This is a genomic window from Amycolatopsis benzoatilytica AK 16/65 (genome assembly GCF_000383915.1).
GTDB lineage: Bacteria > Actinomycetota > Actinomycetes > Mycobacteriales > Pseudonocardiaceae > Amycolatopsis > Amycolatopsis benzoatilytica.
Genome location: NZ_KB912942.1, coordinates 1,826,523 through 1,849,286 on the forward strand (window position 1 = coordinate 1,826,523; position 22,764 = coordinate 1,849,286).

Sequence of the window (22,764 nt, forward strand, 5' to 3'; positions counted from 1 at the left end):
GGTGCTCCGGCTCAGTAGGCGAAGGCCGCGGGCCGCGGCTCGTCGGATTCGGCTTCGTCCGCGGCGGCCGGCGGCGGCGGCCCGGCTTTGGCGTAGCGGACCATCAGCACGCCGTCGACGATCGCGAGCACGCCGTAGAGAACCGTGAAGACGATCATCGAAGTGAGCACGCTCCACGCGGGGACGGCAGGCGAGACCGAGTTGGCGGTCTTGAGCACGCCGAACACCGACCACGGCTGGCGGCCCATCTCGGTGAAGATCCAGCCCACGCTGTTGGCGAGGAAAGGAAACGCCAGCGCGATCGTCGTCGCGGGAAGGAACCAGCGGGCGCGCGGGCTGCGGCCGCGGCGGAACATCCACAGTCCGATCACCGAGATCAGCAGGCACAGGAACCCGAGGCCGATCATCAGCCGGAACGTCCAGTACGTCACCGGGATGTCCGGCCGGTAGTCGCCCGGGCCGAACTTCTGCTGCTCGGCTGCCTGAAGGTCGTTGATGCCCTCGACCTTGCCGTCGAAATGGCCGGTCGCCATGAACGAGAGCACGCCGGGAACGCGGACGCTGAACTTCTCCTGCTTACCGTCGAGCGAGCCGATGGTGAAGATCGAGAACGACGCGGGCGACACGGTGTCGTAGAGAGCTTCGGCGGCGGCCATCTTCATGGGCTGCTGCTGGGTCATCAGCCGGGCCTGCAGATCGCCGGTGACGATGACGCCGAGGCTGGCGACGAGAACCGTGACGAGGGCGATCTTCATCGACGGCCGGAACACCTCGGCGGAGCGTTTCCGCTTGAGCTGCCAGGCACTGATGCCGGCCACGAACATGCCGCCGGTGAGGAAGCAGGCGGTGATGGTGTGCGCGAACGCGCCGATCGCGGTCGAGTTGGACAGCACCGCGCCGAAATCCTTCAGTTCGGCGCGCCCGGTCGCCGGGTTCACCGCGTAGCCGACCGGATGCTGCATCCACGAGTTGGCGGCCAGGATGAAGTAGGCCGAGAGCAGTGTCCCGATCGACGCGAGCCAGATGGTGGCCAGGTGCAGCCGCTTCGGCAGCCGGTCCCAGCCGAAGATCCACAGGCCCAGGAACGTCGATTCGAGGAAGAACGCCAGCAGTCCTTCGATCGCCAGCGGAGCCCCGAAGATATCGCCGACGAAGCTGCTGTAGTCCGACCAGTTCATCCCGAACTGGAACTCCTGGACGATCCCGGTCACCACGCCCATCGCGAAGTTGATCAGGAACAGCTTGCCCCAGAACTTCGTCATCCGCCGCCAGCGTTCGTCGCCGGTGCGGACCCACGCGGTCTGCATGCCGGCGACGAGGAAGGAGAGGCCGATGGTGAGCGGGACGAAGAGGAAGTGGTAAACGGTGGTGATCCCGAACTGCCACCGCGCCAGGTCCAGGGCGTTCATGCGGGTCTCCTGCTCGCTCCGGAAGGTGTCCTGGGGATCATCGGGGCCGGAGGGCGGGTGCGGAGAGGGTCCTTGGTCATTTCGGCGACGGTCGCAGGGCCCTGCGACCGTCGCCGGACGGTTCGGGCGGCTGAAACGAGGCCGGGCTCAGCCCGCCGTGCGACGGGAACGGACGAGAGCCGGCGCGCCCAGGCCGATGGCGGCCAGTCCGAGCACTACCGCCGCACCGGCGCCGACCACGCCGTTGCCGGTGCCGGGACCGCCGTCGGCGACGGCCAGGCTCAGCACTCCGCCGAGCACGGCGACCAGCCCGGCCGACAGAGCCACGACGGCCCCGCGCCGCCCGCCGTTGCCGAGGCGGCGGCGGGAGCGGGACAGAGCCAGCCCGCCGATGACCGCGCCGGCCAGCGCCAGCAGTGCCGCGGCGGAGGCCCAAAGACGGGCCGGGGTGAAGCCGTAGGAAACCGGGTCGGCCGCTTGGGCAAGGACGTGCGCGGCCGCTGGCGCGGCTGGCCCGAAAGCGGCGGGCAAGGCGTTGAGCAGGTGATGGACGGATATGAGTAGTCCCTTCCTTTCCTCTGGACGTCGCCTGAGCATGTCCGCGGTCCCGCCGCCGGTCGTCCGGCAGCTGCGGGCAATTCGTACTGCCGCGGACGCCGCAGGATCAGCGGAACTACCGCGGGCGCGGTAGCCGGACGATGCGCCGCGGGCAGGAGGTTCCTGCGCCGATATCCGATTAGAGTCCCAGGGATGCGCAGAGAACCGATCCGGCTCCGGGACTGGGCGATCGCCGCCGGCGTGGCGGCGGCGCTGCTGGTGATCGGGTTGGCCGAGCAGCACCCGGCCGGCGGGCTCGCTCCGATGGGCTACCTGCTGCTGGCCGCCGGCGGTCTGGCACTGGCCGGGCACCGTCGTGCCCCCCGTGCCGTGCTGGCCGCGACCGGATTGTCAGTCCTGGGGTACGAGGCCGTCGGCATCGACGTGCCGGCCCTCGCGTACCTCTTCGCGGTGTACGCGGCGGTACGGGCGGGACACTGGGTGGTCGCGGTGGTCGCGTCCGTGGTCATGGTGGGGGCGCTGCCGCTCGCGCTCCTCGTCTCTCCGCACGCCTGGACGGTGAGCGAGGCGTTCGCCCACAACCGGGACGTGCTCCAGCTGGCCTGGCTGGTCGCCGCCGGTTTGGCGGGCGAGGCGTTGCGGCAGGCCGAGCGGCGAGCGGACGAGGCCGAGCGAACGCGGGAGGAGACCGCGCGCCGCCGCGCCGACGAGGAGCGGCTGCACATCGCGCGCGAGCTGCACGATTCGCTCACCCACCAGATCTCGGTCATCAAAGTGCAGGCCGAGGCCGCCGTCCACGTGGCCCGCAAGCGCGGCGAACAGGTTCCGGAAGCGCTGCTGGCGATCCGGGAGGCGGGCCGTGAAGCGGCCAGCGAACTGCGCGCGACCTTGCAGGCGCTGCGCGATGACGACCGCAGCCCGCCGCGCGGGCTCGACCACGTCCCGGACCTGGTGGCGCGGGCCCGGACGACCGGGCTGGACGCGACCCTGACGATCGCGGGAGACCTGGCCGGGCTGCCGGCCGCGGTGGACCGCACCGCGTATCGGATCGTTCAGGAGTCGCTGACCAACATCGGCCGGCATGCCGCCGCCGCGACCGCGTCGGTCCGGATCGACTGCGGCCCCGCCGCCCTGGTCATCCGGATCGACGACGACGGTGCCGGCCAGCCGGACAGCGCGCCCGCGTCGGGGGTCGGGCTGATCGGGATGCGCGAACGGGTCATCGCTCTCGGCGGCCGGTTGCGGGCTGGACCGCGCGGCGAGGGCGGCTTCACCGTGCAGGCCGAACTGCCCGTGGCGCGGCTGTCGTGATCCGGGTCCTGCTGGTCGACGACCAGCCGCTCATCCGCAGCGGATTCCGCGCGCTGCTGGACGTCGAGGAAGACATCCAGGTGGTCGCCGAGGCCGCCGACGGCAACGCGGGCCTGGCGCTGGCCAAACGGCATCTGCCCGACATCGCGCTCGTCGACATCCAGATGCCGGTCCTCGACGGCATCGAGACCACCCGGCGGATCGCCGCGGATCCGGAGCTGGCCGCGGTGCACGTGGTCATTCTCACCAACTACGGCCTGGACGAGCACGTGTTCAACGCGCTGCGGGCCGGTGCGGCCGGCTTCCTCGTCAAGGACATCGAGCCGGAGGATTTCCTGCACGCCGTACGCGTCGCCGCGCGCGGCGACGCCCTGCTCGCACCGTCGATCACCCGCAAGCTCATCGACCGGTACGTCTCCCAGCCGCTCGCCGCCGGCCGCGCCGACGCATTGCGGCAGTTGACCAACCGCGAACGCGAAGCGGTGGCATTGGTGGCGGAAGGACTGTCCAACGACGAGATCGCCGGCCGCATGGTGATCAGCCCGACCACCGCGAAAACCCACGTCAACCGTGCGATGGCCAAGGTCCATGCCCGGGACCGCGCTCAGCTGGTCGTCCTCGCCTACGAATCCGGCCTGGTCGTCCCGCGCGGCCGCTGACGTTCGCGCGCGTTTTCCTTTCCCGTTCAGGATTTGTTCCCGAACGTTTCCGGAGAGCGTTTCCTGGCTTGGGATTTCTCAGTCTCCTCACAGCGTCGCGTACTTAGCCTGCCACCGGCCAACGGACAATGCCGACGTGAGGAGCGGGCGGTCGTGATTTCAGCCGCAGACGGGAAGCATGCGCGGGCCAGGACGGCCGGAGCCGCATCCTCCCGCCGGTCCGCAGCTTGATCGCGGCGGTGCTTGCCGATTTCGGTGCCGGAGAACGAAAACGTCCGCTCCGGACGTTTTTCGCCCGTTCCGCCCGCGTTCGGCCAGTTGCGACTGATTCGCCTTCGTCCTCTCCCGAAGCCCACCGCAGAACGGAAATGTTGTGAGCGAGGATCTGTCGCTTTCCCTTGAAGACACCGCACGTTTCCGCCCGGTGTCCCGGCGTGCGCCGTTTCCGGTGCGGCTGCACGAATTCTTCGAGCGGGCGTGCGACGAAACACCGGATGCGGTAGCGCTGGAGTGCGGGCCGGACCGGCTCAGCTACCGGGAGCTGGACGAGCGCGCGAACCGGCTGGCGCACGTGTTGATCCGCGGCGGGCTCGGACCGCACCGCCGGGCGGGCCTGCTTATCCCGCGCTCCACCGACATGTACGTCGCGCTGCTCGCGGTGCTCAAGACCGGGGCCGCCTTCGTGCCGATCGATCCCGCCGCTCCCGCGGACCGCGTCGGCTACGTCGCCTCCGACGCGGCGCTCGACGTTCTGCTGGCCGCCCCCGAGCTGGCCTCTGCGACGACTGAGGTTCGCTGTCCGGTGGTCCGGCCGCAGGAGCTCGTCGCGGCGTCGGCGCGGGCGAGCGCGGCCCGGCCCCGGCTCTGGCCGGTGGACCGCGACGAGTGCTATGTCATCTACACCTCCGGGTCGACCGGACGGCCCAAGGGCGTCGCGGTGAGCCAGGCGAGCATCTGCAACTTCATCGGGGTCGTCGCGGACGTCTACCGGGTGCGCCGCACCGACCGCGTGCACCAGGGCATGACGATCGCGTTCGATTTCTCCATCGAGGAGGTCTGGCCTACCTGGGCGGCGGGCGCGACGCTGGTCGCCGGTCCGGGCGGAGCCGACCGGATCGGGTCCGGGCTGGCGGATTTCCTGGAGCGCCACCGCATCACGCTCCTGTACTGCGTGCCCACGGTCCTGGCCACGGTGGATCGCGACCTGCCCGGCATCCGCACCGTCTTCGTCGGCGGCGAGGCCTGCCCCGCCGAGCTGGTCAGCCGGTGGAGCCGGCCCGGGCGGCGGATGCTCAACACCTACGGTCCCACCGAGGCGACCGTCACCGCGACGTGGTGCGAGCTGGTGCCCGGACGTCCGGTCACCATCGGCCGGGCCCTGCCGACCTACCGGATCCGGCTGCTGGACGAGCGGCGGCGGCCGGTCCCGGACGGCGCGGTGGGGGAGATCTGCATCGGGGGGCCGGGTGTCGCGCTCGGCTACCTGAACCGGCCGGAGCTGACCGCCGACCGGTTCCTGGACGATCCCCGGATCACCGGCGGCGGCAGGCTCTACCGCACCGGCGACCTCGGGCGGGTGCTCCCCGGCGGCGAGATCGAGTACCTCGGCCGAGCCGACTCGGAGGTCAAGATCCGCGGGCACCGCATCGATCTCCAAGAGATCGAGAGCGTCCTGATGGAGCACCCCCAGGTGGCGGCGGCCGCGGTGGCGCCGCATCCCGACGCGCCGACCGAGGACCTCGTCGCGTACCTGATGTTCGCCCGCGGCAGGCACGATCGCGACGCGATCATCGCGGCGCTGCGGGAAACTCTGCGGCAGCGCCTGCCCGCGTCGATGGTTCCCGCGTACGTCGACGTGCTCGCCGAACTGCCGATGATGCCGAGCGGCAAGGTGGATCGCGGCCGCCTTCCGCGTCCCTCCGGCACCCGTTTCCACGCCGCCGCGACGGTGCCCGCCGAAACGGATGCGGAGCGCGCGCTCGCCGCGGTGTGGACCGAACTGCTCGGCACGCCGGACGTGTCGGTGACCGCCGACTTCTTCCTCGATTTCGGCGGCCATTCGCTGTTGGCCGCACGAGCGGTGTCGCTTCTGCGCGAACGGCGGGTGGCACCGGACGTGTCCGTCGCCGACGTCTATGCCCATCCCACGATCCGCGGGCTCGCTCGGGTGCTGGCCCACCGCGCGCCCGCGCAGGCGCGGCGGATTCCGGCCGCGCCGGTCGAGCGGGCCGGCCGGGCCCGGCTGTTCGGATGGGGCACCGCGCAACTCGGCACGTTGTGCGTGCTGTTGGTGCTGCTCGGGAGCCCGGCCGCGACAGTGCTCGGCCTTTCCGGGGGAGTGCTGTCCCTCGGCACGGTGTGGCAGCTGGTCGCGATTTCGCCGGTGGCCTATCTGCTGGCCCGTTTCCTGCTGCCGATCGCCGGGGTGCGGCTGCTGTCCCGGGGAGTGCGGCCCGGTGACTATCCATTGTGGAGCGCCGCGTACTTCCGGGTGTGGCTGGTGCACGGACTGCTGGCTCTCTCGCCGCTCGGTTCGATGAGCGGTTCTCCTGTGCTGCCATGGTATTTGCGGCTGCTCGGCGCCCGGGTGGGGCGGCATTGCCAGCTCGCGAGCGCGAACCTGGCGCTGCCGTCGCTGCTGAGCATCGGCGAGGACGTCAGCGTCGGGTACGGCGCGCATCTGCAGGCCGTCCGGGTCGAGGGAAACCGGGTCCGGATCGCGCCGGTCGTGCTCGGCGACCGGGTTTTCATCGGGGCCAACGCGGTCGTCGAACCGGGGGCCGAGCTGGCCGCCGGCGCGGGCCTCGCGGAGATGTCGGCGGCGACCGCCGGTCAGCGGATCCCGGCCGGGCAGTACTGGACTGGTTCTCCCGCACAGCGGGCCGCGGAGACCGACCCGCTTGTGGCGGCGCTGCGGGCCCGCCGCGGCCAGCCGCCGACGCGCGGATTCCTGGCCCGGTTCGCGGCGGCGTGGCTGGCGATCGAGCTGCTGCCGCTGCTGTTTCTCGCCCCGTCCATCGCACTCGGCAGCTGGCTCTATCTCACCCACGGCGTCGCAGGCGGCTGGTGGGCCTGCTTGCTGGCCGGGCCGGTGTCCGCGGGCAGCGTGTGCCTCGTCGTCTTCACCGGCAAGCGGCTGGTGCTCCCGGCCACCGTTCCCGGCATCTACTCCGTCGCGTCCGGCTTCGGCTTGCGCAAGTGGATCGCGGACAAACTGCTCCAGTCGAGCCTCGCCGCGACGAACTCGCTCTACTCGACGCTGTACACGCCCGGCTGGCTGCGTGCGCTCGGCGCTCGCATCGGGCCGCGCGCCGAGGTGTCGACCGCTTCCCAGCTCGACCCCGGGCTGCTGACCCTCGGTGCCGAGAGTTTCGTCGCCGACATGGCCGCCGTCGGCGCCGCCACCTACTGCCACGGCCAGCTGGCGGTCGGGCGGACGACCGTCGGAAACCGGTCGTTCCTCGGCAACGCCTCGTTCCTGCGTTCCGGCACTTCCGTCGGCGACGGCTGCCTGATCGGAGTGCACACCGCCGCTCCCGCCGCCGGCAGCCCGGACGGCACGTCGTGGCTGGGCACCCCGCCGATCCGGCTCCCGCGCCGGCAGGACAGCGGCGACTTCGCGGACGAGCTGACCTTCCGCCCGACCCGGCTGCGGGTCGCCGAGCGGCTGGTCATCGAGTTCTTCCGGATCGTGGTCCCGGGGAGCCTGCTGGCCGCCGCCGGGTACGGCGTGCTGCTGGCGCAGTTGTGGGCCGCGAAGACGGCCGGACCGCTCGGTGCGGTCCTGCTGACGCCGGTCGCCGCGCTGCTGAGCGGGTTCGGCGTGGTGCTGGCGGTGGTCGCCGCGAAGTGGCTGATCGTCGGGCGGTACCGGCCGCGCGTCGAGCCGCTGTGGAGCCGGTTCGTGCGCCGCACCGAGTTCGTGACGGCGTTGTACGAAACCGCCGCTGTGCCCGCGTTCCTGTCCTTCCTGACCGGCACGCCGCTGCTGGGGCCGGTCCTGCGCTTGTTCGGCGCGCGCATCGGCAAACGCTGCTGGATCGCGACGACCTACCTCACCGAGTTCGACCTCGTCCGCCTGGGCGACGACGTGTGCGTCGGCCCGTCGACATCGCTTCAGACGCACCTTTTCGAAGACCGCGTGATGAAGATGTCTACTGTGGACATACGCGAGGGCGCAAGCGTCGGGGCGCGTTCGGTGGTGCTGTACGACAGTACGGTCGGCAAGCAGACCGTGGTGGACGCGATGTCGTTGGTGATGAAGGGCGAACAGCTTCCGGCGGGCACCGGCTGGCGGGGCATTCCGGCGCGCGGGATCTCCCGGCTGCCGGGCACCCACCGCGAAGCGCCGGTGCGCAGAGCGGGTGCGCACCGGCGCTGATTGTTCCTCCGCTGGGCAGGAGGCCCGCCCTCAGGGACTGCCGGGCGCGACCAGGCCGGTTTCGTACGCGGCGATGACGAGCTGGGCGCGGTCGTGGGCGTCGAGCTTGGTCATGATGCGGGAGAGGTGCGTTTTCGCGGTCAGCGGGCTGACGTGGAGTTCGCGGGCGAGGTCGTCGTTGGAGCGGCCGCGAGCCACGAGAGTCAGCACTTCCCGTTCGCGGTCGGTGAGTGCGTCGATGCGGTAGGCGCCGGCACGGGGCTGGGGGCGCGCGGCGATGTCGGCGATGAGCCGCCGGGTGATGCGCGGGGAGAGCAGTGCCTCGCCGGCCGCGACGACCCGGACCGCCTGCACGAGGTCGGCCGGGTCGGTGTCCTTGACCAGGAAGCCCGACGCGCCGGCGCGCAGCGCCTCGTACACGTATTCGTCGGCCTCGTAGGTGGTCAAGATCAGGACCCGGACGCCCGCGAGGTCGTCGTCGGCGGCGATGCGACGGGTCGCTTCGAGACCGTCGGTACCCGGCATGCGGATGTCCATCAGGACGACGTCCGCGCGGGTGCGGACGGCGAGGCGGACCGCTTCGGCCCCGTCGGCGGCTTCGCCGACGACTTCGATCTCGTCGGCGGCGTCGAGCAGCATCCGGAATCCGGCGCGGATGAGGGCCTGGTCGTCGGCGAGCAGGACACGGATCACGGGGTCTCCCGAGGCAGGTGCGCGTGGACGCGGAAGCCGCCGCGGCGGCCGGGTCCGGTCGTGAGGGAGCCGCCGGCCGCGGCGGCGCGTTCGCTCATGCCGCGAATCCCGTGGCCGGTTCCGGTCGCGGAGGACGGGCCGGGGCCGGTGTCGGTGACCTCGATGTCGAGGTGGCGGTCGGTGTAAACGAGCGTGACGGTCGCGCTGGCCGGGGCGGCGTGCCGCAGCGCGTTGGTGAGGGATTCCTGGATGATCCGGTAGGCGGCGAGGTCGACCGGAGCGGGCAGCGGCGCCTCGGCGCCGGTGGTGCGGACGGTGGTCGGCAGCCCGGCGGTGGTCATCGTCTCGGCGAGCGCGCCGAGTGCGTGCAGCCCGGGGACCGGCTGGGTGGACTCGTCCTGGTCGGCCTGGCGCAGGACGGCCAGGATCGCCCGCAGTTCGCCGAGGCCGCGCTTGCTGGCGTCCTTGATCGCGGCGAGCGCCTGCGTGACCGGTTCTGGCAGGTCCGGGTGGGCGTACGCGGCGGCACCGGCCTGGACGTTGATGGTCGACATCGTGTGGGCGACCACGTCGTGCAATTCGCGGGCGATGCGCAGGCGCTCGGCGTCGACCTGGCGGCGGGCTTCCTCGTCGCGGGTCCGTTCGGCCAGCTCGGCCCGGGCTTCCAGCGCCGAGATCCGGCCCCGTCGGTTGGCGACCGCGATGCCGGTGGCGAGGGCGAGCCCGGCGGTCACCGGGAACACCGGGAAGGCGCCGCCGAAGGTGCCGAGCGGGTTGAACACCGCGGTGAGCACGCCGAGCGGGACCACCGTGGCGATGGCGGCGAGCACGGCTTCGCGCACCGGGGACAGCGCGGAAACGGTGTAGAGCGCGACCAGCGGGGCCAGCAGCGCAGCGCCGTTGACGTAGCCCAGAGCGGTGTAGATCGCGACCCCGGCGACGGACACGGCGAGCACCGGCCAGGGCCGGCTGCGCCGCCAGGCAAGCGCGAGGGCCGCGATCGCGACGAACAGGTAGGCCCACCACTGCGGGACCGGCACCGGATGGCCGTCGTAGACCTGGTCGGCGGGTTGCAGCGGGCGGGCCTCGCCGACCGAACCACCGACAGTGAGCAGCAGCATCAGCACCGCGAACAGCGTGGCCGGGAGCCATCGGGGGCGGTCGGGTGCGGGCATGGCCAGCAGCGTACGGAGGTTCGTGCGGTCGTGGCGTCCCCCGCACGGGGACCGTTGGCGTACTGCAGCCGGAGTACGCCAACGCGGGCGCTGCAGCGAGCGGAGCCGGCGAAGTGACCCTGTCGACGGGACGTGCCGGAGACCGCCCGGCCCGCACGATTCCGGGGCAACGACACATCCGAGATCGGAGAGAACGTCATGATCGGTTCCCCCGCCGCAAACGCGGACACTCTGGTACGCGTCGGGATTCTGGCGCTGCCGCTGGGAAACGCGCTCAAGCTGGTCGGAAACCTCGGTACCTTCAACAGCGTTGGCTACGGCGTTCCGGCGGCGGCCGAAGCCGCGGTCGCCGCCGGGCCGGGCTATTTCCTCGGCAATCTGGCGGGCAGCATCACGTCGGTCCTGTTCGGACTGTTCGGCCTGCTCGCCCTGTTCGGTTTCCTCGTGCGCCGGGCGAGCCGGCGGCTGGTCGTCCCGGCCCTGGTGTGCTCAGTGCTCGGTACCGGGTTCACGCTGGCCGCGCTGGGTGTGATCACCTACGCGATCCCCGCGCTGGCGCACGCCTACCAGGCCGGGAACCCCGCCGCGATGACCGTCGCCGACGGCTTCTTCGTCTGGCCGTGGGGAGCGATGCTCTATCCGGCGGTGCTCGTGCCGATCGGACTGGTGTTGTTCTGCACCGCACTGTGGAAATCCACCACCGTCTCGCGGGCCGCGATCGTCGCTGTCGCGGTGTCCTCGGTGCTGATCTCCGTCCCGGTGCCGATCCACTCGATCCGGCTGGCCGGGGGAGTCCTCGGGCTGCTGGCGGGCGTCTGGCTCGCCGGGGTCGTCCGCCGCGACCTGGTCCGGAGCCCGCGATGACCCGCCCGCTGTTCGTGGTCGCGGCGGTGGCGGCGCTCGGGGCCGCCGCGATCCAGGCCGCGACCGTGCCGACCCTCTGGTCGGTCACCCCGGCGTACGCGGCGCTGTTCGCGGTCCTCGCCCTTGGCCAGGCGATTTCGTTGGTCCGGGCGCCTTGGGCGGTATCCGTCGTGGGCACCGGGTTCGCGTTCTGGGTAATGGATCGCGTGCTGCACGTCTTGCCGGGGCCGAGTCCGTGGCGGTCCGCCGACACGGCACTCGGCGTCACCGACTGGTTCGCCGCGGTCCTGCAAGGGATCGCTCTCGCCGGTCTGCTGACCGTCGTCCTGCGGCACCCGCGCCCGGCTCGGGCGCGCTGGGCGCGGGTGAGCGGCTGGCTGGCCGCGGTGCCTGCCGCCGTCTTGGCGGTCGCTCTCGCAACGGCCGGAACGGTGACCGCGGCGGCGGGCGCGACGGCGAGCGGGAACGCCCGGACCGTCGAGTACTGCCGCCCGGACGGGATCCCGCTGCGGATGGACCTCTACTCGCCCGCGGTGCCGCGCCGGGTGCCGGTCGCGTTGTACGTCCACGGCGGCGGATTCGTCCTCGGCGACCGCAAACCCGACGGGACCGGCGCCGTGCTCGCCAACTCCGACGGCGCGCTTTTCCCGTCGCTGCAACGGGAACTGACTTCCCGCGGCTTCCTGGTCGCGTCGATCGACTACCGCCTCGCGCCGGCCGCAGCGTGGCCGGCTCCGATCGTCGACGCCAAGTGCGCGGTCCGGTTCCTCAAAGCGCACGCGGGCGAATTCGGCATCGACCCGGGCAAGATCGGCGTCTGGGGCAGCAGTGCGGGCGGAACCCTGTCCGCGCTGCTCGGCACCGCCGGTCCGGACGCCGGATTCGACACCGGCCAGTACCTGGAGCAGACGAGCGCGGTGGCCGCCGTGGTCGACATGTTCGGTCCGGCCGATCTCGCGCACCTGGAGGCCGCCGAGCCGGTCCAACGGCTCATCGCCCGCATCGGACTCGGCACCGACCCGTCCGTCCGCCGCTCCGGAAGCCCGGACAGCTACGTTTCGCGGGACGCCGCGCCAATACTGATCCTGCAGGGGGACGAGGACTTCGTCCGTCCACAATCGACAGACTTCGCCACGCGGCTGCGGGCGGCGGGCACCCGTGTCACGCTCGTTCCCGTGCACGGCACCGGCCACACCCTCGACACCCCGGGTCAGAACCCCGGCTCCGCGCGGCTGACGACGATGGTGGCCGACTTTCTGTCCGCCACCCTGTGCTAGCAGTCCGCTGGCCTGTCCGTGAAGGGCCCCTTCCGGGACTTGGATTCCCTCAAGGGGCCCTTCACGGACAGACCGGCAAGCTGGTCGCGCGGCACAGACCGGCGGATCCTCTGGTCGCGGTCAGCCGCTGCCCTCCACCACGGGAACCGTGCTGAGGCGATGGGCTTTCGGATGGGTCTCGTACATGCGTACGGCGACGACGATGCCAGCGGCGGCGGTGAGCGCGGCGACGACCCAGACCGCGGCGCGCAAGCCCCACAGGTCGGCGACGAGGCCGGAGAGCAGCGCGCCGACCGCGAAGCCGCCGTCGCGCCAGAGCCGGTAGACCCCGACTGCGCGGGCGCGCCACGCGGGGTGGGCGACGTCGCCGATGACCGCGAGCAGGGTCGGGTACACCAGCGCGGTGCCCGCGCCTAGCAGCACCGCGGCCACGATCCACATCGAAAAGGTGTCGGCGAGCGCGACCAGGGCGAGCGCGGCGGCCTGGACGAGCATGCCGGCGGTGATGAGGTGTTTGCGGCCCCAGCGGTCGGACAGCGGCCCGGTGATCAGCTGCCCGAGGCCCCAGACCGCGGGGTAGACCGCGGCGAGGATTCCGATGCGCGAGACCGAGAGCCCGGCCGTGGCGAACAGGATCGGGAACAGGCCCCAGGCGAGACCGTCGTTGAGGTTGTTCACCATCCCGGCCTGGCTGGCCGCCGACAGGGCGGGTTCGTGCAGGCTGGTGTGGCCGAAGACCTGCCGGTTGGTCAGTTCGGCGTGCAGGTGGTCGTGCTGGCCGTCGCCTCGGGCGGTGTGCCGGGTGGCTTCCAGCCGGGCGTGCTCCCGGGTTTCGCGCACGACGAGCCCGGCCAGCCCCAGGCCCAGCGCGACATAGGCGGCCCCGAGCAGGAACGGTGCGGGGCGCAGCCCGTAACGGGCGGCGAGGTAGCCGGTGGCCGCGGCGGTGACGGCGACCGCGAGGTAGCCGGCCGCCTCGTTCAGGCCCATCGCCAGGCCGCGGCGGGACGGCCCGGCGAGGTCGATCTTCATGATGACGGTCGTCGACCAGGTCATCCCCTGGTTGACGCCGAGCAGCACGTTGGCGGCCACGACCCAGCCCCACGAGGGCGCCCAGATCAGCATCAGCGGGATCGGGATCGCGACGAGCCACCCGGCGAGCAGGACGGGTTTGCGGCCGAAGCGGTCCGACCAGGCGCCGGCGAAGTAGTTGGTGGCGGCCTTGGTGGCGCCGAAAGCCAGCACGTAGGTCAGGACGAAGGTGTATCCGGTCAGCCGGAAGCTGTGCTCGGCCAGCAGCGGCAGCACCGTGCGTTCCTGCCCGAGCACGCCGCCGACCAACGCGTTGACCGCGACCAGCAGGCTGAACTGAGCGAGGTTGGCACGAATGCCCAGGCGAAGGCCGGCGGCGGGGCGGATCATCGGCCGGTCGCTGCTGCCCAGGCGGCGTAGCCGCCCGTCAGGTCGGAGACGTCGGCCCGGCCGGACCGGCGCAGCAGGCTGGCGGCGATGGCCGAGCGGAAGCCGCCGGCGCAGTACACCACCACCGGGGAGCCGTCCGGGACTTCGTCCAGGCGGCGCGCGAGCTCGGCGAGCGGGATGTGCTGCGAGCCGTCGATGGCGCCCGTGGCCAGCTCTCCGGTGTTCCGGACGTCCAGCACGACCGGCCGCGGCGTGCGCGCCAGTTCGGTGCGCAGGTCGGCGGCGGTGAGCCGGCTCGCGCGGTCCACCTCGCCGGGCACGGTGAGGAATGCGGCTTCGGCGTCGGACAGGTAGCCGGCGACGGTGTCCAGTCCGATCCGGCCCAGCCGGGTCACGACCTCTTCCTCGGCGCCGTCCGGCGCGATGACGAGGATCTCGTCCTCTGGCCGCAGGACCATTCCGGCCCGTTCGGCGAAGCGGCCGTCGGCCGGGACGTTGAGCGAGCCGCGCAGGTGCGCGGCAGCGAACTCCTGCGGGTCGCGCGCGTCGAGCACGACCGCGCCCGCGGCCCGCCGGGCGAAGAAGTCTTCGGCGGCCAACGCCTTGAGATGCCGAGGCACGTCCAGCAGATCGCGCCGTTTCCGGTTGAGCACGGCGTCGTGGCCGAAGTAGTCCGGAGCGGACGGCTGCGCTTCGGTCACGAGGGCGATGAACTTGTCCTCGCTCATCGGCGCGCACGCGTAGTTCGTCAGCCGCTGGATGCCGATCGTCGACTGCCGTTCGGTGGAGAGGTTCTTGCCGCAGGCCGAACCCGCGCCGTGGGCCGGGAAGACCCGCACCTCGTCCGGCAGCGCCATCAGCTTGTCCTGCACCGTGTGATAAAGCTCCCGTGCCAGATCGTCGGCCGAGGAACCGAGCGAAGACAGCAGGTCCGGGCGGCCGACGTCGCCGATGAACAGCGCGTCGCCGGTGAGCACGCCGTACGGGACTTCGTCGTCCGCGTGCTCGTAAACCAGGACGCTGATCGACTCCGGCGTGTGCCCGGGGGTTTCGAGAATCTTCAGGGTGACGTCGCCGAGGCTGATGATGTCTCCGTCGCCGAGCCGGTTGATCGGGAACTCCACGCCCTCGGCGCGGCGGCCGTGCCCGATCCAGGCGCCGGTGCGGGCGGCGATTTCCAGGTGCCCGGCGATGAAGTCGGCGTGGAAGTGGGTGTTGATCACGCCTTCGATGGTGAAGCCGCGGGCCTCGGCGTCGTTGAGGTATTCGGTGATGTCGCGGCGCGGGTCCACGACGACGGCGCGGCCGGTGGTCTCGTCAGCGACCAGGTAGGAGGCTTGGGACAGGCAGTCGAGGTAGTGCTGGGCGAAATACACGGCGGAAGCTCCAGGTTTTCAGGCGGGTCCGGTCGGCAGCGCGTGCCGCCCGAAGACGGCTCCAATACCCAGGGGGGTATCTGAATCCGAAGGTAACCGCTTCCGAGACACCTCGCAACTTGCCTCGCCGGGCGGAGCAACGCGGGCGGATCCGGGCGTGCGGACGGCCGGCTCCGGCCTGCCCCGCCTGGTCCTGCTTCGTTTCCGCCGGGCAGGCGCGCGGCGGGAACAAACCCGGCGAGCGGTGAGTTGTGATATACGCCGGGGGGTATCTGAGAGCTAGGAGGGTCTCGTGGCCACCATCGAACTGACCAAGGACAACTTCACGGAAATCGTCAACGGCCCGGGCACGGTGCTCGTCGACTTCTGGGCGTCGTGGTGCGGACCGTGCCGGATGTTCGCCCCGGTCTTCGAACAGGCCGCCGCCCGGTACCCGGACATCAAATTCGGCAAGGTCGACACTGAAGCGCAGGTCGAACTCGCGCAAGCGTTCGGCATCTCGTCGATTCCCACGCTGATGGCCGTGCGCGACGGCGTCATCGTCTATTCGCAGCCGGGTGCGCTGCCCGCGGCCGCGCTCGAGGACCTGATTACTCAGGTGCAGGCGCTCGACATGGCCGAAGTGCACGCGGAAGCCCGGTCGCGCTCGTGAGCGGGTACCCTAGGGGGTACCAGAGGAGGTCGGTGTGGAGCTGAACGAAGATGTGCTCGCGGATGTGCGCAAACGGCTGCGGCGGGCGCAGGGCCAGGTCGGCGGCGTGATCCAGATGATCGACGAAGGCCGCGACTGCCGCGATGTCATCACCCAGCTGGCCGCGGTGTCGCGAGCCCTGGACCGGGCCGGCTTCCGGTTGATCGCCAGCGGGCTGGAGCAGTGCCTGGTGGACGATTCCGAGGAAGCCGCGGCCAGTCGTGAGCAGCTGGAGAAACTGTTTCTGGCGCTGGCGTAGCCGAGTCATCGTGGCGGCAGCGGGAGCTGCGGCCACAATGCCGCCGGAGAGTGCACTGCCGACGTCCGTGAAGGGAACATTGAGGGACTCTGATTCCCTCAATGTTCCCTTCACGACGTCTGTGGGCGAAAGGTGAGGTCCGGCTCGTCTCGGCCGGTGCTCTGCGTCGTACTGGCGCGCATCGCGTAAGCGAAAGCCGCCGCGCGCTGTGTTGTTGTGGTGAGGATCGCGCGAGCGAAGACGTCGCGCGCCGCGTTGCTGTGGCGAGGATCGCCCCGTGAGGCCGCTGCGTTGTGGTGGCGAGGATCGCCCCAGTGGGGCCGTCGCGCGCCGAGTTGTTGCGGACCCTGCTCTGGCGCTGAGCCGAGTTGCCGTCGCGGCATGCCTGGTTGCGACACGGGAAGCGGTCGTGCGGCACGGGAAGCGGTCGGCAGCGCGGAAGACCGCCTCGGCCGCGGAAGCGGCGAAAGAAGGCCGGACAGGTGCGTCGTGCGCACCTGTCCGGCTTTTTGGTAACTGCTGCGGCCAGTTCGGCGGCTTCGCGTCGACAGGTTCACCTGGCCGGTCGACGCTTCAGCGCGGGCCAGTCCGCCTGACGGTCAGCGGCGGAACAGCCGCCAGGACTTGCGCTCGGGCCGCTCGGCCGCGCAGGAGCAGCGCTTCGAGACCGGCACATTGCCGAGTACTTGTTCGACGTGGTTGCCGCAGCCCCGGTAGCTCGGCTTTCCGCACTTCGAGCAGGTGATCCGTTGGCACATGGGCTTTCCTCCGTGAGGGTAGATCCGGGATCCGGTGCCCTCACTATACCCCGGGGGGTACCTGGTGGCGGCGGGGCCGGCGAGGACCAAATCCTCTGCCGGCTCCGGCGGAACGCTGCGATGCTGGCCGCGGCTGCGGTTTCGGTGCAGGTTTCCGTTATGCCCCCAGGGGTACCCGGCGCCGGGTGCGAACCTGCGCTACCCTGGACCCAGATACCCCTGGGGGTATAGGGAGAGAGGAACTGATGATCGAGATCATCGCGATCGACACGCCGAGCCTGGGCGACCGCTGCTACGTCGTCGGCGACGGGGCGACGGCCTTCGTCGTGGACCCGCAACGCGACATCGACCGCGTCCTGGACGTGGCCCGGCAGCGGGAGTGGCGGATCACCGACGTGTTCGAGACGCACATCCACAACGACTACGTCACCGGAGGACTCGCCCTAGCCCGTGCCACCGGCGCGGCCTACCACGTCAACGCGGACGACCCGGTGTCGTTCGAGCGCACTCCGATCGGCGACGGCGACGTGGTCGAGGTGGGTTCGGCCATGCGGGTCCGGGCACTGGCGACCCCCGGGCACACGTTCACCCATCTGTCGTATGCGCTGGAGGCGCCGGGGCGGGTCGCGGCGGTGTTCACCGGTGGTTCGCTGCTCTACGGCTCGACCGGCCGCCCGGACCTGCTCGGCCCGGAACACACCGGTGAACTGGTGAAACGGCAGTACGCGTCGGCACATCGGCTGGCCGACGTGCTGCCGGACGACGCCGAGATCTATCCGACCCACGGTTTCGGCAGCTTCTGCTCGGCCACCCAGTCCACCGCCGAGCGGTCGACGATCGGCCGGGAGAAGCAGGTCAACCCGGTGCTGACGCACGACGAGCAGGCGTACGTCGACGAGTTGCTGGCCGGCCTGGACGCCTATCCGGCCTACTACGCGCATATGGGCCCGGCCAACAGCGCCGGACCGGACGCTCCCGATCTGAGCCCGCCCGAGGCCGCGGATCCGGCCGAGCTGCGCAAGCGCATCGAGAACGGCGAATGGGTCGTCGACCTGCGTTCGCGGATCGCGTTCGCGGCCGGGCACGTCGTGGGCACGCTCAACTTCGGCGCGGACGGCAGCTTCGCCACCTACCTGGGCTGGCTCATCCCCTGGGGCACGCCGCTGTCGCTGCTCGGCGACACGCCCGAGCAGATCGCGGACGCGCAGCGCGAACTGGTCCGGATCGGGATCGACCGGGTCGAGTCCGCCGCCGACGGCGCCCCGGACGCGTGGACCGGCGACACGCCGCTCGGCTCGTTCCCGCGCGCGGACTTCGGCGAGCTGGCGATGGTCCGCCACCACCGCCCGGTCGTCGTCCTGGACGTGCGGCGCAACCAGGAATGGACCCAGTCCCACCTCGACGGGGCCGTGCACGTCCCGCTCCACGAGCTGCTGGACCGGCTCGGCGAGGTGCCCGCCGGCGAGGTGTGGGTGCACTGCCAGGCCGGCTACCGCGCTTCGATCGCGGCCTCGGTCCTCGCCGCGGCCGGACGGAATGTGGTCGCGGTCGACGATGACTTCGACCGGGCCGCCCGAGCCGGTCTGACGCTGGTCGCGAGCGCGTCGTGACGCTCCTGCTGGCCGCGGTGTTCGGCGTGTTCATCGGAGCGGCGCTGGGCCTGCTCGGTGCGGGCGGCTCGATTCTGGCCATTCCGGCGCTGGTCTACGGCGTCGGGTTGCCGCTCAGCTCGGCGATCCCGACGTCGCTGCTGGTCGTCGCCGTTTCCGCGGCCGGCGGTCTGATCGCCCGGCGGAAGTCGAAGGTGATCCGCTGGCCGGTCGCGCTGGTCTTCGCCGCGGCGAGCGTGCCGGCCGCGTTCGGCGGGACCGCGCTGGGCAAGCTGCTGCCGGACCGGTGGCTGCTGATCGCCTTCTCGGTCCTGATGGCGGTGGTCGCCGTCCGGATGCTCACCGGCGCGCCGGAGCGGGACGGCGCCTGCCGGGCCCGCTCGGGCAGGGTGAACTGGCGCAGCTGCGTTCCCAAGGCGCTGGCCGTCGGTGCGCTGGTCGGCGTGCTGACCGGCCTGTTCGGGGTCGGCGGCGGGTTCGTGATCGTGCCCGCGCTGACCATGCTGCTCGGCCTCACCGCACCGGAGGCGGTCGCGACGTCGCTGGTGGTCATCGTGCTCACCTCGCTGGGCGGGCTGGCCGCGCACGCCGCGACGGTGTCGAATCTGCCTTACGGTGTCGCGGTGGTGTTCGCTGCTGTCGCGTTGCTCGCTTCGGTGCTGGCCGGAAAGGTCGGCGACCGGCTGCCGGCTCGGGTTGTCCGGCGAGCGTTCGCTTCCCTGGTGCTCCTGGTCGCCGCCGCTGTCGCGGCCGCGGCCGTCTTCGCTCCCGCCGCTCTGCACGGCGGCTGAGCCGTCACGAAAGGAAAAGTCATGAAGTACGACCTGACCGTCACCGTGGACCTGCCCTACGAGAAGGCCGTCGCCGCGGTGCGCGCAGCGCTGAAAGAGCAGGGATTCGGGGTGCTCACCGAGATCGACGTCCAGGCAACCATGCGCGAGAAGCTCGAGGTCGACATGGAGCCCTACGTCATCCTCGGGGCCTGCAACCCGCCACTGGCACACCGCGCGCTGACTGCCGACCGGATGATCGGCCTGCTCCTGCCGTGCAACGTCGTCGTCCGCGCCGACGGCGACGAACGCAGCCTCGTCCAGGCGCTCGACCCCCGGGTGATGATCGAGGTGCCCGAACGCGAGGAACTCCGGCCGGTCGCCGAAGAGGCGGGCAAGCGGATCCGTGCCGCGCTGGACACCCTTACCGAGGGGTGATCGGACCCGCCCGGGTCCGCGCGGCCGGAGCTCGCGACGCGGGGCGCGGGGCCAGGCTCCGCCGCGTTCTCCGGGCGGCTCACCAGGTGGTCTTGATCTTCCGCGCCAGTACGAGGCATTCGTGCTCGGCCTTCCCGTCGAACGCGGTGAGATCGTTTTCGACAATTCCGCGCGCTCCCGGATGGGTCTGCTCGTAGCGGTCTTGATCGCCGGAGGAAAAGCGTGAGTAAAGGGCGCTGAACAGGGCGGCCGCGGAGTTCTTGACGCGGCTGTCCTCATCCGGTCTGCGCGCGCAGTCGAGCCAGGCGTCCAGGGGAAAGCTGGGCAGGCCGCGCCCGTCGGACCACCAGTCCGGGGACTCGGAAAGAAGCACGTCGGCCATCGCCTGCAAGACGAAGTATTTCGCTTCCGGCGGGACGCCGCGGCCCGCTTCCCAGCCGTCCATGAAATGGCCGGCGAACTCGTAGTCGCCCCGGGACGCGTGATTCGTCAGGCTTTTCGCGTGCTGCAGCAGAATGATGCTCGCTTCTTTGATCGTGGCGCGATCCGAGGACTCGCCGTCGGAGTGGGCCGGGCGGTCCGCGGTGCCGTTGCCGAGGATCTCGTCGATGATCCAGGTGGCGGTCGCGTTGTCCACCTCGTCGGCTTTCCAGGCGGGTTCGAGCATCCGGATGGCGATGCGGGGCTGGCCCAGCAACAGTGCCGTGGCGAGCACGCCGGCTACTCGCTGCTTCCCGGGCGGAATAGCCTCCAGGCTCTTGGTGATCGTCTCGAAATCGAGCCGCTTGCGTTCGCGGGCATTGTGTTCGGCCGTGAGCAGCGCACCGAACATCGTCGCGGCGGTGGCGAGGCCGCCGCCGATGAACGTGGCGAAGGTCGGCAGATCCTGGCTCGTCGGCGGGCTGCCGGCGGAGAACCCGAACAGGCCGGTGCGCAGCGCCAGCGCGACCGCCATCCACATCATTCCGAAGGTGATGGCGGTCAGGACGATGAACGCGAGACTCTGGACCGGGTTGCGGCGCACCCAGCCGGTGAGTCTTCGCACCGGCCGGCCCGCGGCGCTCGTCATGCCTTCGGCCCTCCGTCCGGCATCAGCTGTGCGTGACCCGCCCGGCCTGGGCTTGTGCGTGACCGCTGCCGGCATACCGGTCCCAGGCCCCGGATTGCGAATCTCCGTTCTTGAGCCCCCGATACCACGGCTCGACCTTCTTGGCCTCGTCTTTGCTGAGGAAGCCCACGAAGTCTTTCCGGTTGCAGCTTTCGACGACCGCCGCCGCCCGGTCGTAAACGTCCTTCTTCATCAAACTCGCCGGCAGCCCGATCCGGTCCGCCTCCTGGCAGTCGATGGGGAACAGGTGGTGGGTGTACTGGAAGACGAGTTTCCTGGCGACGTCCTCGATGCGTTTTTCGTCGACTTCTTCCAGTCGCATCCGCAGCAGCCGGCGGGCGTAGTGCTCGCCGATCCGCAGGCTCCGGCCCCAGCCGCCGAGGTTCAGCGCGGTCACGCTCTCCATCATGGGCCGCACTATGCCCAGGGTGTAGGTGCTGGCGATTTTGAGGAGTTCCTCGACCGCGATCTTCCCGCCGGTCTGCTTGAGCAGCTCGGGAAGCACCAGCTGAAACGTCCGGATCGCGAAATCGCTGACATAGTCGACGCTCTGGTAGCAGTCCAGCGCCGACATGAGGCTGGCCGGGTTGCGCGGATCGGCGATCTGCGTGTCCAGGGGGCCGAGCTCGCCGAACGGCGACAGATACAGTTCGTCCGCTCCGAGCGCCAGGAGCGTGCTGGCGCTCTTGGCGCGGTTGGGCACGTAAACCTTGACCGTCTTCGCGTACTTCGCCAGGTACATCGCCGAACTGTAGGCGCTGTCCAGGCTGCCGCCGGGCGAATCGAGCAGGACGTGCAACGTTGTTTCCGGCGCGGCGTCCTCCGGCTCCGGATAACCGAAGGCGCCGCGGAGCATGTCCTTGAGATGCCCCTCGGTGCCCTTCTCTTTGTTGTCCGAGACGAACTTGCCACTGATGAGCAACCAGATCCCGGGCTCGCACTGCGCCAGGTCGTGCCCCGCCTGCACGACCCGCTGGTACTCCTCGAAAGTCATCTTTTCGGCTTCCGCTCGCAAACCGACGTCAAGTGCGCTCGCGCGTTCGTCGGCCGCCGCGGTACCGCCTGCGTGCTCGTCGTTCATCGGACCCCGCCTCCGTCGCTGCCTGTGCGCTGTCCCTTCCGCGATCCGGTGCCCAAGGGCGTCGCGCAATCTTCAGCATCCGCCACGTACCGCGAATGTCATCAGGTCACAAGTCACTGGCGAAGCAACCTAAGGCACTAATCGGGAAAGAGCGGACCGGTTCGGGCGCGGAGATGGCGGGCGAAAAACCGCTGCGAACTTTCCAGCTCGAAGAACGGGATCTCGTGGTGGCGTCCGGGATTCGCGTGCAGGCTCTTCTCCTCGGACGCGAACGCATCGAACAGTGCGAGACCCGCCTCGCGGGGCACTAGGTCGTCGTTCCATTGGAGCAGGAATTCGATGGGTATCGTGATCGAGGCGGCGAGGGGGAGAAGCGCGCGGCCATGGGCCAAACCGAGCACGGCGGCGGTGATGCGGGGCTCGGCCGCCAGCAGGCGGATACCGATAGCTGTCCCCATCGACACGCCCCAGTAGCCGACCGGCTCGGCGATCTCGTCGAGGGTGAGCAACGCGTCCAGCATCTCCTGCCATTCGGGGACCGGCTGCGCCGCGAGTTCCGCGTTGTAGCGCCGTACCTCGCTGGCCCTCGGCGCGCCCTCGGCCGCGTTATCCCGGATCGCGGCGAGCAGCTGCTGATAGCGCTCGGTCCGCGGGCGCGCGCCATGACCGGGCAAGTCGATCGCGGCGACGGCGAAACCGCCGTCGGTGACATAGCGGCGGGCCCGGGCCGCCAATGCCTCGGAACCCTGGTGCTGACCACCGCCATGGCCGAGCAGAATCAGCGGGCTGGCGCTGGGCGTGCCGGCCGAAGTCCACACGGTGCCGCGGATGTCCCCGACCGTGAACGAGCGCTCGGCGACACCGCCGGACGTCGTCTCCGAAGTGACCTGCATAGCCGCGTTCTACTCCATCGCGCCCATCTCT

General features: G+C 70.8%; 20 protein-coding genes. 10 read left to right on the plus strand and 10 right to left on the minus strand.

What is annotated here, in order from left to right; translation table 11 throughout:
* Positions 1-11: 11 nt before the first annotated feature.
* Complete coding sequence (locus AMYBE_RS0108655; protein ID WP_020658969.1) at positions 12-1,409, minus strand: cytochrome ubiquinol oxidase subunit I; 1,398 nt, start codon at positions 1,407-1,409, stop codon at positions 12-14.
* 147 nt (positions 1,410-1,556) lie between these two features.
* Positions 1,557-1,940 carry a DUF6223 family protein gene (locus AMYBE_RS0108660; protein WP_020658970.1) on the minus strand — a complete coding sequence of 128 codons (384 nt, stop codon included), beginning with the start codon at positions 1,938-1,940 and terminating at the stop codon, positions 1,557-1,559.
* Between the two features lie 219 nt (positions 1,941-2,159).
* Here AMYBE_RS0108660 and AMYBE_RS0108665 point away from each other — a divergent pair, with 219 nt between their 5' ends.
* The 3 genes from AMYBE_RS0108665 to AMYBE_RS0108675 all read left to right on the plus strand — a co-directional run bounded on the left by AMYBE_RS0108665 (position 2,160) and on the right by AMYBE_RS0108675 (position 8,318).
* Complete coding sequence (locus AMYBE_RS0108665; RefSeq protein ID WP_020658971.1) at positions 2,160-3,278, plus strand: sensor histidine kinase; 1,119 nt, start codon at positions 2,160-2,162, stop codon at positions 3,276-3,278.
* Positions 3,275-3,937: a response regulator gene (locus AMYBE_RS0108670; RefSeq protein WP_020658972.1), complete on the plus strand. Its 663-nt coding sequence runs from the start codon at positions 3,275-3,277 to the stop codon at positions 3,935-3,937. The genes AMYBE_RS0108665 and AMYBE_RS0108670 overlap by 4 nt, the downstream gene beginning before the upstream one ends.
* Positions 3,938-4,310: 373 nt before the next feature.
* Positions 4,311-8,318 (plus strand): Pls/PosA family non-ribosomal peptide synthetase, encoded by a 4,008-nt coding sequence (locus AMYBE_RS0108675; RefSeq protein WP_020658973.1) that lies wholly within the window; start codon positions 4,311-4,313, stop codon positions 8,316-8,318.
* 30 nt (positions 8,319-8,348) lie between these two features.
* Here the strand turns inward: AMYBE_RS0108675 and AMYBE_RS0108680 are convergent, their stop codons facing one another.
* The gene (locus AMYBE_RS0108680; RefSeq protein ID WP_020658974.1) at positions 8,349-9,011 is read right to left on the minus strand and encodes a response regulator; all 663 of its coding nucleotides are present in this window, start codon (positions 9,009-9,011) and stop codon (positions 8,349-8,351) included.
* The gene (locus tag AMYBE_RS41145; RefSeq protein ID WP_020658975.1) at positions 9,008-10,186 is read right to left on the minus strand and encodes an ATP-binding protein; all 1,179 of its coding nucleotides are present in this window, start codon (positions 10,184-10,186) and stop codon (positions 9,008-9,010) included. Before AMYBE_RS41145 ends, AMYBE_RS0108680 begins: the two co-directional genes overlap by 4 nt.
* A 198-nt stretch (positions 10,187-10,384) precedes the next feature.
* Between AMYBE_RS41145 and AMYBE_RS0108690 the strand changes: the two genes are divergently transcribed.
* Entirely contained in the window at positions 10,385-11,050 is a 666-nt protein-coding gene (locus AMYBE_RS0108690; RefSeq protein ID WP_154676148.1) for a hypothetical protein, read from the plus strand.
* On the plus strand, positions 11,047-12,327 hold the full coding sequence (locus AMYBE_RS41150; RefSeq protein WP_020658977.1) for an alpha/beta hydrolase: 1,281 nt from the start codon (positions 11,047-11,049) through the stop codon (positions 12,325-12,327). Before AMYBE_RS0108690 ends, AMYBE_RS41150 begins: the two co-directional genes overlap by 4 nt.
* A gap of 120 nt (positions 12,328-12,447) precedes the next feature.
* Here AMYBE_RS41150 and AMYBE_RS0108700 read toward each other — a convergent pair whose 3' ends face one another.
* Positions 12,448-13,749, minus strand: a complete 1,302-nt coding sequence (locus AMYBE_RS0108700; RefSeq protein ID WP_020658978.1) for an MFS transporter — start codon at positions 13,747-13,749, stop codon at positions 12,448-12,450.
* Positions 13,746-15,125, minus strand: coding sequence for an MBL fold metallo-hydrolase (locus AMYBE_RS0108705; RefSeq protein ID WP_020658979.1), 1,380 nt, complete (start codon positions 15,123-15,125; stop codon positions 13,746-13,748). Before AMYBE_RS0108705 ends, AMYBE_RS0108700 begins: the two co-directional genes overlap by 4 nt.
* Before the next feature lie 292 nt (positions 15,126-15,417).
* Here AMYBE_RS0108705 and trxA point away from each other — a divergent pair, with 292 nt between their 5' ends.
* Together trxA and AMYBE_RS0108715 are read left to right on the plus strand one after the other, a co-directional pair.
* Entirely contained in the window at positions 15,418-15,777 is a 360-nt protein-coding gene (trxA, locus tag AMYBE_RS0108710; RefSeq protein WP_020658980.1) for a thioredoxin, read from the plus strand.
* 34 nt (positions 15,778-15,811) lie between these two features.
* On the plus strand, positions 15,812-16,075 hold the full coding sequence (locus AMYBE_RS0108715) for a metal-sensitive transcriptional regulator (RefSeq protein ID WP_020658981.1): 264 nt from the start codon (positions 15,812-15,814) through the stop codon (positions 16,073-16,075).
* Positions 16,076-16,674: 599 nt separating this feature from the next.
* Here the strand turns inward: AMYBE_RS0108715 and AMYBE_RS45400 are convergent.
* Positions 16,675-16,833, minus strand: a complete 159-nt coding sequence (locus tag AMYBE_RS45400; protein ID WP_020658982.1) for a hypothetical protein — start codon at positions 16,831-16,833, stop codon at positions 16,675-16,677.
* Positions 16,834-17,078: 245 nt separating this feature from the next.
* On the opposite strand from AMYBE_RS45400, the gene AMYBE_RS0108725 reads away from it, so the two are divergent.
* Genes AMYBE_RS0108725 through AMYBE_RS0108735 form a run of 3 tightly spaced genes read left to right on the plus strand, consistent with a single transcriptional unit; the run spans position 17,079 to position 19,651 of the window.
* Complete coding sequence (locus AMYBE_RS0108725) at positions 17,079-18,443, plus strand: MBL fold metallo-hydrolase (RefSeq protein ID WP_020658983.1); 1,365 nt, start codon at positions 17,079-17,081, stop codon at positions 18,441-18,443.
* Entirely contained in the window at positions 18,440-19,234 is a 795-nt protein-coding gene (locus AMYBE_RS0108730) for a sulfite exporter TauE/SafE family protein (protein WP_020658984.1), read from the plus strand. Before AMYBE_RS0108725 ends, AMYBE_RS0108730 begins: the two co-directional genes overlap by 4 nt.
* Positions 19,235-19,255: 21 nt before the next feature.
* The gene (locus AMYBE_RS0108735; RefSeq protein ID WP_020658985.1) at positions 19,256-19,651 is read left to right on the plus strand and encodes a DUF302 domain-containing protein; all 396 of its coding nucleotides are present in this window, start codon (positions 19,256-19,258) and stop codon (positions 19,649-19,651) included.
* A gap of 79 nt (positions 19,652-19,730) precedes the next feature.
* Here AMYBE_RS0108735 and AMYBE_RS0108740 read toward each other — a convergent pair whose 3' ends face one another.
* The 3 genes from AMYBE_RS0108740 to AMYBE_RS0108750 all read right to left on the minus strand — a co-directional run bounded on the left by AMYBE_RS0108740 (position 19,731) and on the right by AMYBE_RS0108750 (position 22,733).
* Positions 19,731-20,720 (minus strand): hypothetical protein, encoded by a 990-nt coding sequence (locus AMYBE_RS0108740; protein ID WP_020658986.1) that lies wholly within the window; start codon positions 20,718-20,720, stop codon positions 19,731-19,733.
* Between the two features lie 22 nt (positions 20,721-20,742).
* Positions 20,743-21,840, minus strand: coding sequence for an SDH family Clp fold serine proteinase (locus AMYBE_RS0108745; protein WP_020658987.1), 1,098 nt, complete (start codon positions 21,838-21,840; stop codon positions 20,743-20,745).
* 137 nt (positions 21,841-21,977) lie between these two features.
* Positions 21,978-22,733, minus strand: a complete 756-nt coding sequence (locus AMYBE_RS0108750) for an alpha/beta hydrolase (protein WP_020658988.1) — start codon at positions 22,731-22,733, stop codon at positions 21,978-21,980.
* Positions 22,734-22,764: the final 31 nt, after the last annotated feature.

Excerpts from the sequence above, each read along its gene's own strand:
- AMYBE_RS0108665 (WP_020658971.1), top strand. The coding sequence starts at position 2,160 with ATGCGCAGAGAACCGATCCGGCTCCGGGACTGGGCGATCGCCGCCGGC.
- AMYBE_RS41150 (WP_020658977.1), top strand. The coding sequence starts at position 11,047 with ATGACCCGCCCGCTGTTCGTGGTCGCGGCGGTGGCGGCGCTCGGGGCC.
- AMYBE_RS0108735 (WP_020658985.1), top strand. The coding sequence starts at position 19,256 with ATGAAGTACGACCTGACCGTCACCGTGGACCTGCCCTACGAGAAGGCC.
- AMYBE_RS0108690 (WP_154676148.1), top strand. The coding sequence starts at position 10,385 with ATGATCGGTTCCCCCGCCGCAAACGCGGACACTCTGGTACGCGTCGGG.
- AMYBE_RS0108655 (WP_020658969.1), bottom strand. The coding sequence starts at position 1,409 with ATGAACGCCCTGGACCTGGCGCGGTGGCAGTTCGGGATCACCACCGTT.
- AMYBE_RS0108740 (WP_020658986.1), bottom strand. The coding sequence starts at position 20,720 with ATGACGAGCGCCGCGGGCCGGCCGGTGCGAAGACTCACCGGCTGGGTG.
- AMYBE_RS41145 (WP_020658975.1), bottom strand. The coding sequence starts at position 10,186 with ATGCCCGCACCCGACCGCCCCCGATGGCTCCCGGCCACGCTGTTCGCG.
- AMYBE_RS0108745 (WP_020658987.1), bottom strand. The coding sequence starts at position 21,840 with ATGAACGACGAGCACGCAGGCGGTACCGCGGCGGCCGACGAACGCGCG.
- AMYBE_RS45400 (WP_020658982.1), bottom strand. The coding sequence starts at position 16,833 with ATGTGCCAACGGATCACCTGCTCGAAGTGCGGAAAGCCGAGCTACCGG.
- AMYBE_RS0108750 (WP_020658988.1), bottom strand. The coding sequence starts at position 22,733 with ATGCAGGTCACTTCGGAGACGACGTCCGGCGGTGTCGCCGAGCGCTCG.
- AMYBE_RS0108700 (WP_020658978.1), bottom strand. The coding sequence starts at position 13,749 with ATGATCCGCCCCGCCGCCGGCCTTCGCCTGGGCATTCGTGCCAACCTC.
- AMYBE_RS0108725 (WP_020658983.1), top strand. The coding sequence starts at position 17,079 with ATGATCGAGATCATCGCGATCGACACGCCGAGCCTGGGCGACCGCTGC.